Source organism: Rhodanobacter sp. Root179, assembly GCF_001428465.1.
In the GTDB taxonomy this organism is placed as follows: Bacteria; Pseudomonadota; Gammaproteobacteria; order Xanthomonadales; family Rhodanobacteraceae; genus Rhodanobacter.
The window spans coordinates 1-14,881 of sequence record NZ_LMHR01000066.1 but is presented as its reverse complement, the minus strand read 5'-3'; the positions used below and the strand labels follow the sequence as shown (position 1 = coordinate 14,881).

Annotated in this window: 15 protein-coding genes; 6 read left to right on the top strand and 9 right to left on the bottom strand. The window is 66.9% G+C overall.

Annotation, left to right across the window (positions count from 1 at the left end):
- Position 1: 1 nt before the first annotated feature.
- The 4 genes from ASD82_RS06475 to ASD82_RS06460 form a co-directional block, all read right to left on the bottom strand.
- Complete coding sequence (locus ASD82_RS06475; RefSeq protein ID WP_056717011.1) at positions 2-610, bottom strand: DUF308 domain-containing protein; 609 nt, start codon at positions 608-610, stop codon at positions 2-4.
- Positions 611-674: 64 nt separating this feature from the next.
- A complete protein-coding gene (locus ASD82_RS06470; RefSeq protein ID WP_255357995.1) occupies positions 675-1,979 on the bottom strand; it encodes an epoxide hydrolase in 1,305 nt (434 codons plus the stop codon).
- A 430-nt stretch (positions 1,980-2,409) separates the two neighbouring features.
- Positions 2,410-3,087, bottom strand: coding sequence for a hypothetical protein (locus ASD82_RS06465; RefSeq protein ID WP_056717007.1), 678 nt, complete (start codon positions 3,085-3,087; stop codon positions 2,410-2,412).
- A gap of 237 nt (positions 3,088-3,324) precedes the next feature.
- Positions 3,325-4,071, bottom strand: a complete 747-nt coding sequence (locus ASD82_RS06460; RefSeq protein ID WP_056717006.1) for a 3-oxoacyl-ACP reductase family protein — start codon at positions 4,069-4,071, stop codon at positions 3,325-3,327.
- Between the two features lie 268 nt (positions 4,072-4,339).
- On the opposite strand from ASD82_RS06460, the gene ASD82_RS06455 reads away from it, so the two are divergent.
- The 5 genes from ASD82_RS06455 to ASD82_RS06435 all read left to right on the top strand — a co-directional run bounded on the left by ASD82_RS06455 (position 4,340) and on the right by ASD82_RS06435 (position 10,284).
- The gene (locus ASD82_RS06455; protein ID WP_056717004.1) at positions 4,340-7,192 is read left to right on the top strand and encodes a PAS domain-containing protein; all 2,853 of its coding nucleotides are present in this window, start codon (positions 4,340-4,342) and stop codon (positions 7,190-7,192) included.
- The gene (locus ASD82_RS06450) at positions 7,192-7,563 is read left to right on the top strand and encodes a response regulator (protein WP_056717001.1); all 372 of its coding nucleotides are present in this window, start codon (positions 7,192-7,194) and stop codon (positions 7,561-7,563) included. Before ASD82_RS06455 ends, ASD82_RS06450 begins: the two co-directional genes overlap by 1 nt.
- Before the next feature lie 31 nt (positions 7,564-7,594).
- Positions 7,595-8,272 (top strand): response regulator, encoded by a 678-nt coding sequence (locus ASD82_RS06445; protein ID WP_235580652.1) that lies wholly within the window; start codon positions 7,595-7,597, stop codon positions 8,270-8,272.
- Positions 8,273-8,408: 136 nt separating this feature from the next.
- On the top strand, positions 8,409-9,083 hold the full coding sequence (lepB, locus tag ASD82_RS06440; RefSeq protein WP_056716995.1) for a signal peptidase I: 675 nt from the start codon (positions 8,409-8,411) through the stop codon (positions 9,081-9,083).
- Positions 9,084-9,165: 82 nt separating this feature from the next.
- Positions 9,166-10,284, top strand: a complete 1,119-nt coding sequence (locus ASD82_RS06435) for an AraC family transcriptional regulator (RefSeq protein ID WP_056716993.1) — start codon at positions 9,166-9,168, stop codon at positions 10,282-10,284.
- Here ASD82_RS06435 and ASD82_RS06430 read toward each other — a convergent pair.
- The 5 genes from ASD82_RS06430 to ASD82_RS06410 all read right to left on the bottom strand — a co-directional run bounded on the left by ASD82_RS06430 (position 10,205) and on the right by ASD82_RS06410 (position 13,641).
- Positions 10,205-10,870 carry a DUF2306 domain-containing protein gene (locus ASD82_RS06430; RefSeq protein WP_056716992.1) on the bottom strand — a complete coding sequence of 222 codons (666 nt, stop codon included), beginning with the start codon at positions 10,868-10,870 and terminating at the stop codon, positions 10,205-10,207. The two genes, ASD82_RS06435 and ASD82_RS06430, sit on opposite strands and share 80 nt — an antisense overlap.
- A gap of 130 nt (positions 10,871-11,000) precedes the next feature.
- On the bottom strand, positions 11,001-11,705 hold the full coding sequence (locus ASD82_RS06425) for an alpha/beta fold hydrolase (protein WP_056716990.1): 705 nt from the start codon (positions 11,703-11,705) through the stop codon (positions 11,001-11,003).
- Positions 11,702-12,514: a class III extradiol ring-cleavage dioxygenase gene (locus ASD82_RS06420; RefSeq protein ID WP_056716988.1), complete on the bottom strand. Its 813-nt coding sequence runs from the start codon at positions 12,512-12,514 to the stop codon at positions 11,702-11,704. Before ASD82_RS06420 ends, ASD82_RS06425 begins: the two co-directional genes overlap by 4 nt.
- A 60-nt stretch (positions 12,515-12,574) precedes the next feature.
- Positions 12,575-12,964, bottom strand: coding sequence for a DoxX family protein (locus tag ASD82_RS06415; protein WP_056716986.1), 390 nt, complete (start codon positions 12,962-12,964; stop codon positions 12,575-12,577).
- A gap of 44 nt (positions 12,965-13,008) precedes the next feature.
- Complete coding sequence (locus ASD82_RS06410) at positions 13,009-13,641, bottom strand: NAD(P)-binding domain-containing protein (RefSeq protein WP_056716984.1); 633 nt, start codon at positions 13,639-13,641, stop codon at positions 13,009-13,011.
- Between the two features lie 123 nt (positions 13,642-13,764).
- Between ASD82_RS06410 and ASD82_RS06405 the strand changes: the two genes are divergently transcribed.
- Positions 13,765-14,673 (top strand): LysR family transcriptional regulator, encoded by a 909-nt coding sequence (locus ASD82_RS06405; protein ID WP_056716982.1) that lies wholly within the window; start codon positions 13,765-13,767, stop codon positions 14,671-14,673.
- Positions 14,674-14,881: the final 208 nt, after the last annotated feature.

Below are 14,881 nucleotides of genomic sequence, written 5' to 3'. Positions count from 1 at the left end.
CTCAGTGCGGGGCGCGTCGTTGCTGGCTGGCGCGCCAGGCCAGCAGGCCTGCCTGGATGATGAAAAACACGCCGCCGCCGGTGGCGTAGACCGACAACACGGCCAGCGACGGCTGCTCGCCGAGCGCACGGGCGACGTACGACGTGCCGACCAGGAAAGACAGGCCGCCGGCAATCAGCATCGGCCACTGCCTGCCCAGTTCGCGTCCGCGCCGGCGCAGGCCAAGCACCAGCTGCGCCGCCCCGGCGATCACCGCCCACGCGCCGAACAGCGCCAGCGCCTGCGCCACGCCGAGCGTTCCCGCCACGCCCATGCCGATCGCGGCGAGCGTGCTCAGCACCGCGTTGAAGGCGGTGATCCGGCGTTCCGCGTCGCGCGGCATGCTGGCGTAGTCGATCAGCGACGACACCGCGTCGATCAGCGGATACGTCGCCAGCAGCGCGATCGCCAGCGCATCGAGCGGGTCATGTCCCTTGGCAAACGCTGCCGCCCACAGCACGGCCAGCACGCCGCGGACCAGGTACAGCCGCAACAGGGAGGACCGGTTCGCCGGGCGCGGACGCGTCGGCGCTACGAGGACGGCACGTTTCAAGGTGGTAGTCGTGGTCATGGTTCGCTCCATGGCGAAGTGGAGAATGGACAAGCGCAGCCAGGGGCCGCACCTGCCTCCGTGGTCAGCCGGCCGGCGCGGCCGTCACGTCCTCGGCGTTCTTGCGCAGCGGACGGAACGCCTCGCGCAATTCCTCGCTGAACTCCTGCGGCTGCTCCCACGCGGCGAAATGGCCACCCTTGGCCGCTTCGTGGAAGTAGTACAGCGACGGATACGCCTGGCTGGTCCAGCTCTTCGGCGCGCGGTAGATCTCGCCGGGAAACACCGTCACCGCCACCGGCACCTTGATGGTGGCGGTCTTCTGCGCCTCGGCGCTGAAGTTGTTGTTGTTGTTTTCCCAGTAGAAGCGCGACGACGCGGCGCCGGTGTTGGTGACCCAGTACAGGGTCAGGTCGTCGAGGATCTGGTCGCGGCTGAGCACGCGCTCGGGGTGGCCGTCGCTGTCGGTCCACTCGGCGATCTTCTCGTAGGTGAAGGAGGCCAGGCCGGCGGGCGAATCGGACAGCGCATAGCCGATGGTCTGCGGCCGCGTCACCATCATCGCGCCGTACGCCGCGTTGCGGCCGAAGAAGGTGCTGAGCTGGTTGTACGCGCGACGTTCGTCGGCGGAAAGATTCGCCGGCGCCGGCGCGTCGGTGTTGATGCCGGTCACCAGGTTCGCCGGTATCGTCGCCGGCATGTTGAGGTGGATGCCGAGCAGGCCCTTCGGCGCCTGGCGTGCCAGCGCATCGGAAATCACCGAGCCGTGGTCGCCACCCTGCGACACGTAATGCGTGTAGCCCAGGCGCTTCATCAGCACGTCCCACGCCCTCGCCACGCGGTCGGGATTCCAGCCAAGCTCGGTCGGCTTGCCCGAAAAGCCGTAGCCGGGGATCGCCGGGATCACCACGTCGAACGCATCCGTGGCACGGCCGCCGTGGGCCACCGGATCGGTCAGCGGCCCGATCGTGTTGATGAACTCCAGCGGCGAACCCGGCCAGCCGTGGGTGAGGATCAGCGGCATCGCATTCGGTTCGCGCGAACGCACGTGGACGAACTGGATGTCGACACCGTCGATCGTGGTGACGAATTCGGGCAGTGCATTCAACTTCGCCTCCACCTTGCGCCAGTCATAACCGTTGCCCCAGTACTTAAGCAGCGCCTGCATCGTCGCCAGCTGCACACCTTGCGAGGCGTCGCTCACGGTTTCCTTGTCGGGCCAACGTGTAGCAGCGATGCGCTTGCGCAGGTCGGCCAGCTCGGACTCCGGCACGTGGATTCGGAAAGGACGAATGCTCGTGTCGCCCTTGCCGGCAGTCGATCGCGCACCGGCGACCGAAGCGGCCTGGGCGAAATGGCAAGGCACCGACAAGACGACAGCACTCGCCATGACCAGGAACGAGGCGACGATGGGGCGCCGACGGGGCAACGAAGGGGATGCAGACATGACCGATCTCCGGGGACGGGAGCACCGCAGCGAGCGATGCGAAACGGTGAGCTGCCGAGCGGCAACTCGCAGAACCGATCACACCAGAAGACCCGGAGACGCACGATTGCACGATGGTGTCGGTCGATACCTTGGTATCGGTGGCTGTGCGCAAGGCTACCCTGAGACTGCCGCGAATTCGCCGATCTTCCCTGCCATGACGCTGGCATGGAGACATTCAGGCGTGTCCGCACTCGCGGATGCGGACACGCGCAACAGCGCCTCGCAAGGAAACGCAGCTTGCAGTGGCGTCGAGCGGCACGCTTATCCGAGGAACGACATCAGGCGAGCGTGAGGCGCCCGCCTGCTCATTCGGCTAGCGGAGACATGGCCGCTATGAGGCGCCGGTGTCTGTATCCGGCAATGCGGAGGCAAGTTGCTTCCTCAGTGTCTGCAGATTGTTCACCGCTTGCTCAAGCATGGCCGTCATCTGACTGACCACATGCAGGAATTCCCGCGGATGCACCGTATCGGTACGCAAGTCGGCCACCGTGTCGACCAGACCGGTCCCGCTCATCAGCAGCTCCGTGTCTTCGGACATCGTGGTAACGACGTCGCGCTGGCTCGCATAGGCCACGGCGTACCGTTGCAAGCGGCCCGGATCGATCCACCCGGCCGACTGATTGGCGACCATCACGTCCCATGCCTCATGGCGCAACGTGGGAAACATGAGTTTCAGGTCGAAATGTTGCCTGGTCTGCTCCAGGACGCGCTGCGCGATCAGGTCATCGGAGGTGTGCATCTTCAGCTCCCGGGTCACCTCATCCCGGATGCCCCGCAGTCGCACCATCTGCGCCAGGTCGTGTTGAAGATCGGTATCGCATTCCGCGAGGTTCGCGCGGATTTCCGCTTCGATCTGGGTACTGGCCTCGGCCGCTGCATGACGGTGATGCGCATGTTCGATCCAGGCTTCCAGCCCCAGCGCCGTGAGGATGCTCAGCACGATCATCAGATAATGCTTGGCGAAATCCTTGAGTGAATGGAGGCGTACTTTCAACACTTCGAGGTGCATGGCGGACTCCGCTGAATGACGTTTTGAATTGCCATCGGCGATATTAATGGGGGCGGAGGTTCCTGGCAGGCTCAAACAACGGCGCCTGGCCTTGGCAGCCACCTCACGTTCTTCCAGACATGGCATGTGGTGAACGCAGCGCGCCTGCAAGGCGCGCAGGTCTTGATCACCGCCAGTCGCCCAGGAGCATTCGTGCCGGCCTTCTGATGATCCGCAAGGGCAGCGCTCGCTGGCCGTTCACGCCAGGTAGCCGCCGTCGACCGTCAGTGCCGCGCCGGTGATGTAACTGGCCTCGGGGCGGGCCAGGTAGGCGACCAGGCTGGCCACTTCATCACCACTGCCCATGCGTCCCAGCGCCATCATCGGCCGCAGCCGTTCGCGCACGGCTTCGTCGCTGACGATGTCGGTTTCGGTGGGGCCGGGCTGCACCACGTTGACGGTGATGCCGCGTGGCCCGAGGTCGCGGGCCATGCCGCGGGTGAGGCCGGCGACCGCCGCCTTGCTCATGCTGTACGCCGACGAGCCCGCAAAGCCGGTGCGGTCCGCCGCCACGCTTCCGGTGGTAATGATCCGCCCACCCTCACCCATGTGGGCCAGCGCCGCCTGCACCGCCACGAACACAGCGCGCACGTTCACTGCCACGATGCGGTCGAAATCGGCCAGCGCGTAGTTGTCGACGCTGCCGTTGCTGATGATGCCCGCGTTGTTGACCAGGATGTCCAGACGGCCAAACCGCTGCGCCGCCTGTGCCACCGCCGCTTCGACTTCGGCAGGCTCGGCGCTATCCGCCTTGATCGCAACGGCGGTGCCACCGTTCGCTGCGATGCCGGCAACGATTTCTTCGGCGGCCGCCGGTGAAGCCGCGTAGGTGAAGGCAACCGCAACGCCTTCGCTGGCGAGCCGGCGCACGATGGCCGCGCCAATGCCACGGGAGCCGCCGGTGACCAGCGCGGCCTTGCCGGCGAGACTGTTGGTGTCGTTCATGAGCGTGCTCTCTCTGGAAAGTCAGGGGAGCGATCAGACCAGAGCGATCACGGCCGCGCGATCGCACGATGGTGTCGGTCGACCTTGCGCCACGCCTACCTGGAGCGGGCGCACGCTACACGAAGCGAGCCTCCATCGACGCGCCCTTCCGGACGGCCCCGCTCGGGGCCACCGAACCGGCACGCCGCCAACCGACACCAAAGTATGATGGGCAGGCGCCGGTGACTGGCGCATCCTGCTGCCACGACGACGCCAAGCGAGGGCCGGTATGGAGAACGAATTCAGCCGCGCCGTCGATGTGATTCCGGGACTTGTCTGGATCGCGCGTCCCGACGGGCAGGTCGACCACGTCAACCGGGGCTGGTGCGAATACACCGGCGGCACGCCTGGCGATGCCGCCGGCCAGGGCTGGCTCGATGCCATCCATCCCGACGACCTGCCCGAGCTGCGTGAGCACTGGCATGTCATCGTGGCGTCGCGGCAACCCGTGGACATGGCGGCACGCCTGCGGCGTTTCGATGGCGCCTGGCACCACTTCGTCTTGCGGGTCAGCCCCGTAACCGACGACACCGGCAAGCTGACCCATTGGCTCGGCATGGCCTGTGACATCGAAGATCACCGGCACACGACCGGCGTAGCCTTGAGCTTCGTCGGCGATTTCGCGGCAATGGCCGATGTCATCCCCGCCTCCGTGCTGCTCATGACGCCTGACGGAGAGATCGAGTATTCCAATCGCCGGTCGCAGGAATTTCGCGGCGCGACACTGGAGCAGCAGCGAGGCTGGAAGTCGGCCGATCTGATTCACCCGGACGATCTGCCTGCCGTGGTTGCCGCCTGGGAACGCTGCGTCGAGACCGGCGACCTGTTCGAGATGGAATTTCGCTCACGCCGCGCCGATGGCGTCTATCGCTGGTTCCACGTGTTCAGCCAGCCGATGCGGGGTGCCGCAGGCCGCATCGAGCGCTGGTGCACGCTGGACGTGGACATCGACGACCAGAAGCGCGGCGAGGCCTTGCTGGCAAGCACGCTGGATGAGCTGGCGGATTCGGAAAATCACATGCGCGCGCTGATCGACACGGTGCCGGGTTTCGTGTGGCGGGCCAAGCCGACCGGCGAGGTGGAATTCATCAACCAGCGCTGGTGCGACTACACCGGCCTCAGCCTGCAGCAGTCGCTGGGCCATGGCTGGACGTCGCGGATTCATCCGGAGGATGCCCTCCCGCTGGGCAACTACTGGCAAGCGCTGCTTGATGCCGGCAAACCCGGATCATTCGAAGCCAGGCTGCGCCACCTCGACGGCAGCTATCGCTGGTTTCTGATCCGCGCCGTGCCGCTGCTGGACGCCGCCGGCCGTGTCGTCAACTGGTACGGGCAAAACACCGAGATCAACGATCGCAAGCGGGCCGAGATGCTGCTCGCGGGCGAGAAACACCTGCTGGGGCTGATGGCTGGCGGCGCACCGCTGTCGCAGGTGCTCGCATCGCTTTGCAAGCTGGTGCAGGCGAGCCTGGATGACGCACTTTGCAGCGTGGTGCTGGTCGACCCCCGGCGCACGCGCTCGGTGCAGGAAACATCGCGGCGCCTGCGCCTGCAGCCAGGCGCCGCCCCGGATGTGCCCGCCGACCTGCTGGAAGACACCGATGGCCGACCGCTGGAGTCCGATGCCAGTCCCCTCGCGCTGGCGGCGACGCGCGACGTGCCGGTGTTCGTGGCGAACGTGGCCGAAGAAGCCCGTTGGGAGGCGTGGCAGTCAACCGCGTTCGCGCACGGCATCCGCGCCCATTTGTCGACGCCGGTCAAGTCCAGCACCGGTGACGTGATGGGCGTGCTGTCGATCCTGTTCCGCGAACCCAGGGCACCGGAGCCGTCGCACCACAACCTGATCGCACAGTTCACGCAGTTGGCCAGCATCGCGATCGAACGCTCCCGCAGCGAGGCCGCGCTGCGGCAGAGCGAAGCGTTTCTGGCCAGGACCCAGCGACTCACCCTGACCGGCACGGTTGCCTGGCGGGTGGCTACCGACGAAATCCTCTGGTCGGAAGAGTTGTATCGCATCTACGAATTCGATCCCGGCGTGACGCTGACACACGACCTGATCAACACCCGCATCCACCCGGAAGACATTCCCGCCCACGATGAAATGCTGCGGCGGCAACGCTACGAGGCCAGGGATTTCGAAAGCGAGCACCGATTGCTCATGCCCGACGGGAAGGTGAAGTTCCTGCACCTTGTCGCCCACATGACGCGCGACGAGGACGGTGGACTGGAATACATCTCCGCCGTGCAGGACATTACCCACCGCAGGCTGGCGGAAGAAGCCCTGGGCAAGGCGCGCACCGAACTTGCCCACGTGGCGCGCGTGGCCACGCTCGGCGCCCTGACCGCGTCGATCGCGCACGAGGTGAACCAGCCACTGGCCGGCATCATCACCAACGCCAATACCTGCCTGCGCATGCTCGGCGCCGATCCGCCCAATGTCGATGGCGCACGCGAAACCGCGCGCCGCACGATCCGCGACGGCAACCGCGCCTCCGACGTGATCAAGCGGTTGCGCGCGCTGTTCGCCAAGAAGGACATGACGACCGAACGCGTCGACCTCAACGAGGCCGCGCGCGAGGTGATCGCGATGCTGCTGGGCGAACTGCAACGTGGCGGCGTGATCCTGCATCCGGATTTCGACGACGACCTTCCCCCTATCCGCGGCGACCGGGTGCAACTGCAGCAGGTCATCCTCAACCTGGTGATGAATGCCAGCGACGCAATGAGCGAGGTGGCGGATCGACCGCGGCAGATGCGGATCAGCACCTCGCGCGACGATGGCGCGCGGGTTCGCCTGACCGTGAGCGACAGCGGCATCGGGTTCGACCCGCACGATGCGGAACGGCTGTTCCAGGCGTTCTACACCACCAAGAGCACGGGCATGGGCATGGGCTTGTCAGTCAGCCGTTCGATCATCGAAGGCCACGACGGCCGTCTCTGGGCCACACCCAATGACGGCTGCGGTGCGAGCTTTGCGTTTTCCCTGCCCCAGCTGGCCGCCAGCGAGCTCGATGCGCCGGAGGCAGACCACGTTCACCCGGAAAGCAACGTCGATCCGGATCACGTCATGGAGCGTTCTTGATGGGCCTGCCGTTACTCGTGTCGGTGGTGGATGACGACGAGTCCGTGCGCGAGTCACTGCCGGACCTGCTGCGTGAGTTCGGCTTCGCGGTCGAGGCGTTCGCGTCGGCCGAGGCGTTTCTCGCCTCGGGCCACGTCGGGACGACCCGCTGCCTGATCCTGGACATCGCGATGCCGGGCATGTCCGGGCCGGACCTGCAGCTTGAACTGATCCGGCGCGGTCACGCGATTCCGATCATCTTCATCACGGCGCACGGCGACGCCGCCGACCGGCCACGGCTGATTCGCCAGGGCGCGGTGGACTGCCTGTTCAAACCGTTCAGCGAGGCGGCCCTGCTGCGGGCACTCGGCGCCGCTCTGCCGCTGAACTGACAAACATTCGACGCCAGCGGGAGGTCGTGGCATGTTCAACGCAGACTTTGCACCCATCGACGAATCGAGGTTTTCAGCGATGCCTTCGGCCCTGCCCATCGTCTTCGTGGTGGACGACGACATCTCGGTGCGCGAATCGCTGGAGCTGATGATCCGCTCCGCCGGATGGCTACCCGAGCTGTTCGACTCCGCGCAGGCCTTCCTGGCCCGGCCGCGGCCCACGGCGCCCAGCTGCCTCGTGCTGGACGTGAACCTGCCGGACCTCAACGGGCTGGACCTGCAGACGTCGATCGGCACCGACCGGCCCGAGATGCCGATCATCTTCATCACCGGCTACGGCGACATCCCGCTCACCGTGCGCGCGATGAAGGCCGGCGCCGCCGAGTTCCTGACCAAACCGTTCGAGGACGACGTGCTGTTGCTCGCCATGGCCGACGCGCTGGAGCGCAGCCGCGAAGCGCTGGTGCGGGAGCGAGGCCTGCACGGGCTGCGCGACGCCCATGCCTCGCTGACGCCTCGCGAGCGCGAAGTGCTCGCGATGGTGGTGGCCGGTCGCTTGAACAAGCAGATCGCCGCCGACCTGGGCATCAGCGAGATCACGGTGAAGGCGCACCGCGGCAAGGTGATGCGCAAGATGCATGCGCGCTCGCTGCCGGATCTGGTGAAGATGGCGGCGCAGCTTCCAGCCGTCCCGGCTGCGCACGACTGAAGTCTGCTTCGTCGTACCCGACGGGTGACGAACCGGGGCCATCAGGAAACTTCGCCTTGCCGGCGCGGTCATCCTCCTGACCACGGGCGTTCGCCCCGCATCGCCCTGCACCCGGAACACCCGACTGGAGATCTGCATGCACAGGCTCGTCCGCTTTCTGACCCGCAACCGGGGCTTCATCACCTTCATGCTGTGCATGGTCGTTTTCCGCAGCGCGGTGGCCGACTGGAACGTGGTGCCGACCGGCTCGATGCAGCCGACCATCCGCATCGGCGACCGCATCCTGGTCGACAAGCTGGCCTATGACCTGCGCCTGCCGCTGACCCACGTCTCGCTGCGCCACCTGGCCGATCCGCAACGCGGCGACATCGTGGTGCTGGATTCGCCGGCCGCGCGCGAGCGCCTGGTGAAACGCGTGATCGGCCTGCCCGGCGACGAGGTGGCGATGCGCGCCAACGTGCTCTTCATCAACGGCCGCGCGGCCAGCTACGCGGCCAGCGGCTACCAGGGCATCCACGACGACCTGCGCGATCCCGCGCATTACGCAACCGAACGCTACGGCGCGCTGCGCCACGCGATCCGCCTGTCCAACGGTCACCCCAGCCCGCTCAGCAACTTCGGTCCGACCAAGGTTCCGCCCGGCCAGTACCTGCTGCTGGGCGACGACCGCGACAACAGCATGGACTCGCGCTACTTCGGCTTCTTCGCCCGCAGCGAGATCGTCGGCCGCGCGCACCACGTCCTCGTCTCGCTGGACCCGCAACAGCATTACCTGCCGCGCGGAGACCGCTTCGGCGCCGCGCTGCACTGAGACCGCGGTGACGCCGGCCTGACCAGTCCGGGCTGTTCGCCGTGCAGCTACACTGGCGCGCTTCGGCTTCCACGGTTTCCGCATGCAGGCTTGGGTGATCATCTACGCCAGTGCCGCCGCCCAGGCGGTGCTGCTCGCACTGGCGCTGTGGCGGCGCCCGGCCAATGCTGCCGCCAACCGCGTCCTGTCCGCATGGACCGGCCTGGTCGGCGTGGACCTGGCGGTCAAGGCCGTCCATCTGGCCGGGGCCGATGATCGCTGGTCGCTGGCCTACGCGGTCGTCAGCCTGTTTCCGTTCCTGCACGCCAGTCTGTTCTATGTCTACGTGCGTGCACTCACCACCGGCAGTCGCCTGTGCATGCGCGACCTGGTGCATTTCGCCGGCTTCGCACTGGCGCTGGTGGTGGCCTGGCCACGGCTTGCCGGTAACGCCGGTTGGGAAGGACCCGGAGCGTGGTTCACGCTGTTCCTGTTCGGCTACGCGCTGGCCTACGTCGCCGCGGCCCTGGTGCGGATCGCCCGGTTCCGACAGGAATTGCGCGCGCGTCGTGCCGACGCCGACCGCCAGTCGCTGCAATGGCTCGGCGCGATGGCGTTCTCGCAGGCATTGATCTGGTGCATCGCCGCCTTGCGGGAAATCGCGCACATTCCGTTCGTGGATTACCACCTGATCTACGGTGCCGTGGCCTTGTGGATCTTCGTGATCGGCTGGTTCAGCCTGGCGCAGCCGCAGGTGCCGGCCCAGCCGATGACCGGTGCCGGACACGATGCAGCGACGCCCGACGAAAGCGGCGTGCCGCCCGATCGCTCGCGCGACGAGGTGGAAGACGACCCGCGCTTTCCCGAAGTTGAGGTCCGGCTCACCCAACTGATGAGCGGCGAACAGCTCTACCGCGAGCCGGCCTTGACGATCGGCCAGCTGGCGCGACGCAGCGGTTACCCGGAGTACCTGGTATCGGTGGTGATCAACCGCCGCTTCGGCGCCACTTTCTGGGATTACGTCAACCGCCTGCGCATCGACGCGATGCGCGACCATCTGGCCAATCCGGGCGAGACGCGCACGATCCTGGACCTCGCCTACGCCTGCGGATTCACCTCGAAATCGACCTTCAACGCGGCGTTCAAGCGCCAGTTGGGCGAGACGCCCAGCGACTACCGCCGGCGGCACGCGCGCGACGCCACGACGGCCAGCGCAGGATGAATTCGCACACGGCAAGGTTGAGCAGCCACGACGCCCACGCCATCGTGATGTAGACCGACAGGAACGGCAGGTGCAGCACACCCGCGCCCACGCCGAGTCCCACCCTCAGCGTGACGGCAGCGAAGGTCAACGCCACGCTGCGGCACATCCAGCGCCGGTGGCCGGCGGTGTCGCCCGCGATCGCCAGCACCACGCCGCGCAAGGTGAAAACCGGCCACAGCAGCGCCAGCAGGGCGAAGCCGACGCCGCTGGCCGCGCCGCCTTGCGCATGGAACGCCAGCGACAGTCCCGACGGCGCACCGATCAGGATCGCGGCCACGTACAACCAGCCCGCGGTGCGATGCAGCGCCGGCAGGCGTCGGCGCACGCCGGCGCTGAGCTGCAACGGCGCCAGCAGCAACGCCAGCCCGGCCAGGAACATGTGCAGCGGCACGTCCCATCCGGAAATCGCGAACTGCGCGGCGAACGGATTGCCGGCCGCGTGGCTGCGATAGAGATAGCCGAAGGCGTAGATGGCGACCGCCACCGACGTGAGCGCGAACAGAAACCGGGCGGTCCAGCGAACGAGAGACAGCAGAAGGGACATGGTGGTCTACCTGGGCGGAATGCGAACTCCAGCCTCGCTCCGCCGGGGCGTTCGGTCGCCCGAGACCGTCGGACCGGACGTCCGACCCGGCCGGATCGGACGTCCTGCACGCCGCAAGTGCAGGATCGACCTATCGCCCGGCGGTGGGCCGGTTCCCGCGCGGCTCTTCCCGGGACAGCCAGGCGAGGAAGTCGGCGCACATTGGCGCGCCCAGTTCGTGGCCGGTCGGATAGAGCTTCGTCTCGTGGGCGACGCCAAGGCGGGTCAGCCAGTCATCGCTGCGCTGTGCCCAGCTCACCGGGAGTTTGTCGTCGTGCGTGCCATGCGCGATGTAGCCCCGCAAGGCGGACAGATGTTCCGGACTCGCCAACAGCGGCTCGAGCTCCGGCAGGATGCGCCCGGCCAGCACGGCGAATGCGGTGACGCGCTCGGGCGCGGTCAACGCCACGCTGGCGCTGAGGATGCCGCCCTGGCTGAAGCCGGCCACGACGGTATGCGCCGCGTCGATGCCGTGAGCCTGCTGCAGTTGTCCGATGAAGTCGATCAGGCTGCGACGGCTGGCGTCGGCTTCGCTGGCCACGATCTGCGGACCATTGCCGCTGAAGGCCACGCGGAACCAGCCGAACGCTGTCGAGCCCAGCGTGATCGGGCCGCGCGGCAAGACCACCAGCGTGTTGCTGTCGACCTCGGCGCCGAGCGCGGCGAGATTGGTTTCGTTGCCACCCACGCCATGTAGCAGCACCAGCAGCGACGTCGGCTTGTCCGGCGGCGGCTGCAAGGTGCGGAAGGCCAGCGCAAAGGCCGAGTCGTTCGACGGTGCTGACAAGGTCTTCATGCTGCTTTCTCCGGCGCGGCCTGCGCGACATGAGGCAGGCCGAATGCGAACGAATCCATCGACAGCACGCCGTAGGTCATGCCGCCTTCGACCAGCTGCGCCGTGTCCGTCGCGGAGCTTGCGCCCACAGCCACCAGCAGCGGCAGGTAGTGTTCCTCGGTCGGATGCGCACGCTCGCCGTGCGGGGCGCGACGACGGTAGTCGAGCAGCGCTTCGACATCGCGCGCGGCTATCGCGTCGCGAACCCAGTCGACGAATTGCTGGGCGTATTCCGGGTCGCGGATGTGCTGGCGGAATTCGTACAGGTTGTGGGTGAGGCTGCCGGAGCCGACCACCAGCACGCCACGCTGGCGCAGCGGCGCCAGCGCCTGGCCCAGTCGCAGGGCGCCGGCCGCATCGATGCCCTGCGGCAGCGACACCTGAAACACCGGCACGTCGGCGTCCGGAAACAGGTAGCGCATCGGCACCCATGCGCCGTGATCGAGGCCGCGACGTTCGTCGAGGGTCACTTCAAAACCCGCCGACGCAAGCAGACGCGCCGCGTCCTGCGCCAGCGCCGGTGCACCCGGCGCGGGGTATTGCAGCTGATACAGCGGCTCGGGGAAGCCGCCGAAGTCGTGGATCGTTCCCGGCGCGCCGTTGCTGCCGATGCGCACGCCGCGCGTCTGCCAGTGCGGCGACACCACCAGCACGGCGGTGATGCCGCTCAGCGACTGGCCGATGGCGCGCAGGTTCGGGCCCAGCAGGCCCGGTTCCAGCGCAAACATCGGCGAACCGTGGGAGATGAAGAGCGAAGGGGCGGTGGTCATGGTGTTTTCTCCATGGGCAACGGGCGCGAGGCGCCCGTTGCGTGACTGCAGGATGGAAACTCAGGCGTTGCGGCGCTTGTTCCACAAGTGGTCGAGGCTGAGCGCGCCGGCACCGTGGGCGGCGACCGTCAGGAAGCCGCCGGCCATCGCCACGTTCTTCCAGAAGTTGATCGCCTGGGCGGCATCGTCGAAGTGGGCGTGGAACACCACGGCACTGACCAGCGAGAACGCGGCCATCGCCAACGCGATCCAGCGGGTGAAAGCACCGGTGAGGATGGCCAGGCCACCGCCGAGTTCCAGCGCGATCACCAGCGGCAGCAGCGCCCCCGGCAAACCTGCGGATTCCATGTACTGCTGGGTGCCGGCGTAGGCAGCGATCTTGCCCCAGCCGGAAATGATGAAGATGAGCGAGAGGCCGATGCGGCCAAACAGCGCGAGCGAAGCGTTCATGAGGATTCCTTGATGACGAGAAGTGAGGGGATGACGCGGACGCATCAGGCCTTGCTGATCCAGGTCGGCGCGATCGACGTGCCAAGACCGGCGCCGTAGCCGAGATAGATGTTCAGTCCGGCCAGCGGTTCGAGATAGCGCGCGTTCTTCAGCGGGCCGGCATCGACCGGCGTGAAACCAAGGCTTTCAATCAACGCTTTCGCGGTCTGCTTGGCACGCTCGCTGTCACCGGCAAAGAACGCCGGAGCCACCTGGCCATCGGCAAACTGCGGGCCGTCGGCCAGCACCTGCGCGAACAAAGTATTGAACGCCTTGACCACCTCGGCTTCGGGCAAGGCCTTGGCGATCTCCTCGGCGGCCGAGGTGTCGTAGCCGAGGGTCAGCCCCATGTAGTCGGCGGTCAGCGGATTGGTGATGTCGATGACGATTTTGCCCGCCAGCGAACCCAGCGAGCGCAGCGCCGGCACCGCATCGGCGTAACCGGTGGCGACGATGACGACGTCCGAACCGGCCAGCGCATCGGCGGCAGCCGCGGCCACGGCACCGGGATTCGCGGCGGCGAGCGCGTGGGCCTTGGCCAAGTCGCGGGCGGTGATGCGCACGGCGTGGCCGGCGCGGGTGAGTTGCTTGGCAAGCGCCGAACCCATGTTGCCGGTGCCGATCAGGGTGATGTTCATGGAAGTCTCCGTCAGGGACCCGGGACGTCCGGGCATGGAACGTACTCTATTGACCAGCGAATCACCGATAAACTAGCTTTGCATTGACTTTCTGTCTCGAAATTCGAGACAAAAGGAGGCGTCGTGGATAAATTCCAGGAAATGGCCAGCTTCGTGGCGGTGGTCGAGGCCGGTAGCTTCGTCGGCGCGGCGGACGCGATTGGGTTGTCCAAGGCGGCGGTATCGCGGCATGTCGGCGAACTCGAACAGCGCCTCGGCACGCGCCTGCTGCACCGGACCACGCGGCGGCTGTCGCTGACCGACGACGGCCAGCTGTTCTTCGCCCGCGCGAAGGAGATGCTGGCCGCAGTCGACGAAGCGGAATCGGAAATCAGCTCGCGCAGCGGTGAGCCCAGCGGCATGCTGCGCATCAACGCGCCGCTCACCTTCGGCGTACTGCATCTGGCCCCGCTGTGGGGACGCTTCGCGCAGCTGTACCCGAAAGTGTCGCTGGACATCGACCTCAGCGATCGCGTGGTCGACCTCGTCGAAGAGGGCTACGACCTCGCCGTGCGCATCACCAACCTGCCCAGCTCGCAACTGGTCAGCCGGCAGCTGGCGACCACCCGCATGATCGCCTGCGCATCCCCCCAATACCTTGCGGAACACGGCACGCCCACGCACCCCGCCGAACTGGCGCAGCACGAAGTCATCTCCTACAGCTACTTCGCAGGCCGCGACGAATGGACTTTCACCGCGCCCGACGACACCCCCATCGTGGTGCGCATCCATGCACGCATCCACGCCAACAACGGCGACACCTGCCGCGCGGCAGCGCTCGACCATCAGGGCATCATCCTGCAACCGGATTTCATCGTCGCCGACGACCTGCGCCGCGGCGACCTGGTCGAACTGATGCCGACGTACCGCGCGATGACGCTCGGCATCCACGCGGTGTATCCGTCGCGCAAGCACCTGCCCATCAAGACGCGCAGGCTGGTGGATTTTCTGGTGGAGGGGTTTGCGGTGCCGGGATGGGATATGGCGCGATGATCGCGCTTCTCTTGCGTAGCCCGCACCTGCAGGAGCGCACCCTGTGCGCGATGCTCTGGCCCTGTCGTAGGGCGGGCACTGCCCGCCGGCTTTCCCCACGTGTCACTCATGCCCATCAAACCCTGGCGGGCAACGCTTGTACCCGCGTGTTTCGTTCAACCCGAAGCATTTGGAGCGAAGAGCTTTCGTCCTCCTTCGGAGGGCGAGG

What these genes read in the sequence shown, in the direction of transcription:
- ASD82_RS06445 (WP_235580652.1), top strand. Translation starts at nt 7,595, where the DNA reads ATGTTCAACGCAGACTTTGCACCCATCGACGAATCGAGGTTTTCAGCG.
- ASD82_RS06420 (WP_056716988.1), bottom strand. Translation starts at nt 12,514, where the DNA reads ATGACCACCGCCCCTTCGCTCTTCATCTCCCACGGTTCGCCGATGTTT.
- ASD82_RS06435 (WP_056716993.1), top strand. Translation starts at nt 9,166, where the DNA reads ATGCAGGCTTGGGTGATCATCTACGCCAGTGCCGCCGCCCAGGCGGTG.
- ASD82_RS06410 (WP_056716984.1), bottom strand. Translation starts at nt 13,641, where the DNA reads ATGAACATCACCCTGATCGGCACCGGCAACATGGGTTCGGCGCTTGCC.
- ASD82_RS06455 (WP_056717004.1), top strand. Translation starts at nt 4,340, where the DNA reads ATGGAGAACGAATTCAGCCGCGCCGTCGATGTGATTCCGGGACTTGTC.
- ASD82_RS06475 (WP_056717011.1), bottom strand. Translation starts at nt 610, where the DNA reads ATGACCACGACTACCACCTTGAAACGTGCCGTCCTCGTAGCGCCGACG.
- ASD82_RS06425 (WP_056716990.1), bottom strand. Translation starts at nt 11,705, where the DNA reads ATGAAGACCTTGTCAGCACCGTCGAACGACTCGGCCTTTGCGCTGGCC.
- ASD82_RS06450 (WP_056717001.1), top strand. Translation starts at nt 7,192, where the DNA reads ATGGGCCTGCCGTTACTCGTGTCGGTGGTGGATGACGACGAGTCCGTG.
- lepB (WP_056716995.1), top strand. Translation starts at nt 8,409, where the DNA reads ATGCACAGGCTCGTCCGCTTTCTGACCCGCAACCGGGGCTTCATCACC.
- ASD82_RS06430 (WP_056716992.1), bottom strand. Translation starts at nt 10,870, where the DNA reads ATGTCCCTTCTGCTGTCTCTCGTTCGCTGGACCGCCCGGTTTCTGTTC.
- ASD82_RS06465 (WP_056717007.1), bottom strand. Translation starts at nt 3,087, where the DNA reads ATGCACCTCGAAGTGTTGAAAGTACGCCTCCATTCACTCAAGGATTTC.
- ASD82_RS06460 (WP_056717006.1), bottom strand. Translation starts at nt 4,071, where the DNA reads ATGAACGACACCAACAGTCTCGCCGGCAAGGCCGCGCTGGTCACCGGC.
- ASD82_RS06470 (WP_255357995.1), bottom strand. Translation starts at nt 1,979, where the DNA reads ATGGCGAGTGCTGTCGTCTTGTCGGTGCCTTGCCATTTCGCCCAGGCC.
- ASD82_RS06415 (WP_056716986.1), bottom strand. Translation starts at nt 12,964, where the DNA reads ATGAACGCTTCGCTCGCGCTGTTTGGCCGCATCGGCCTCTCGCTCATC.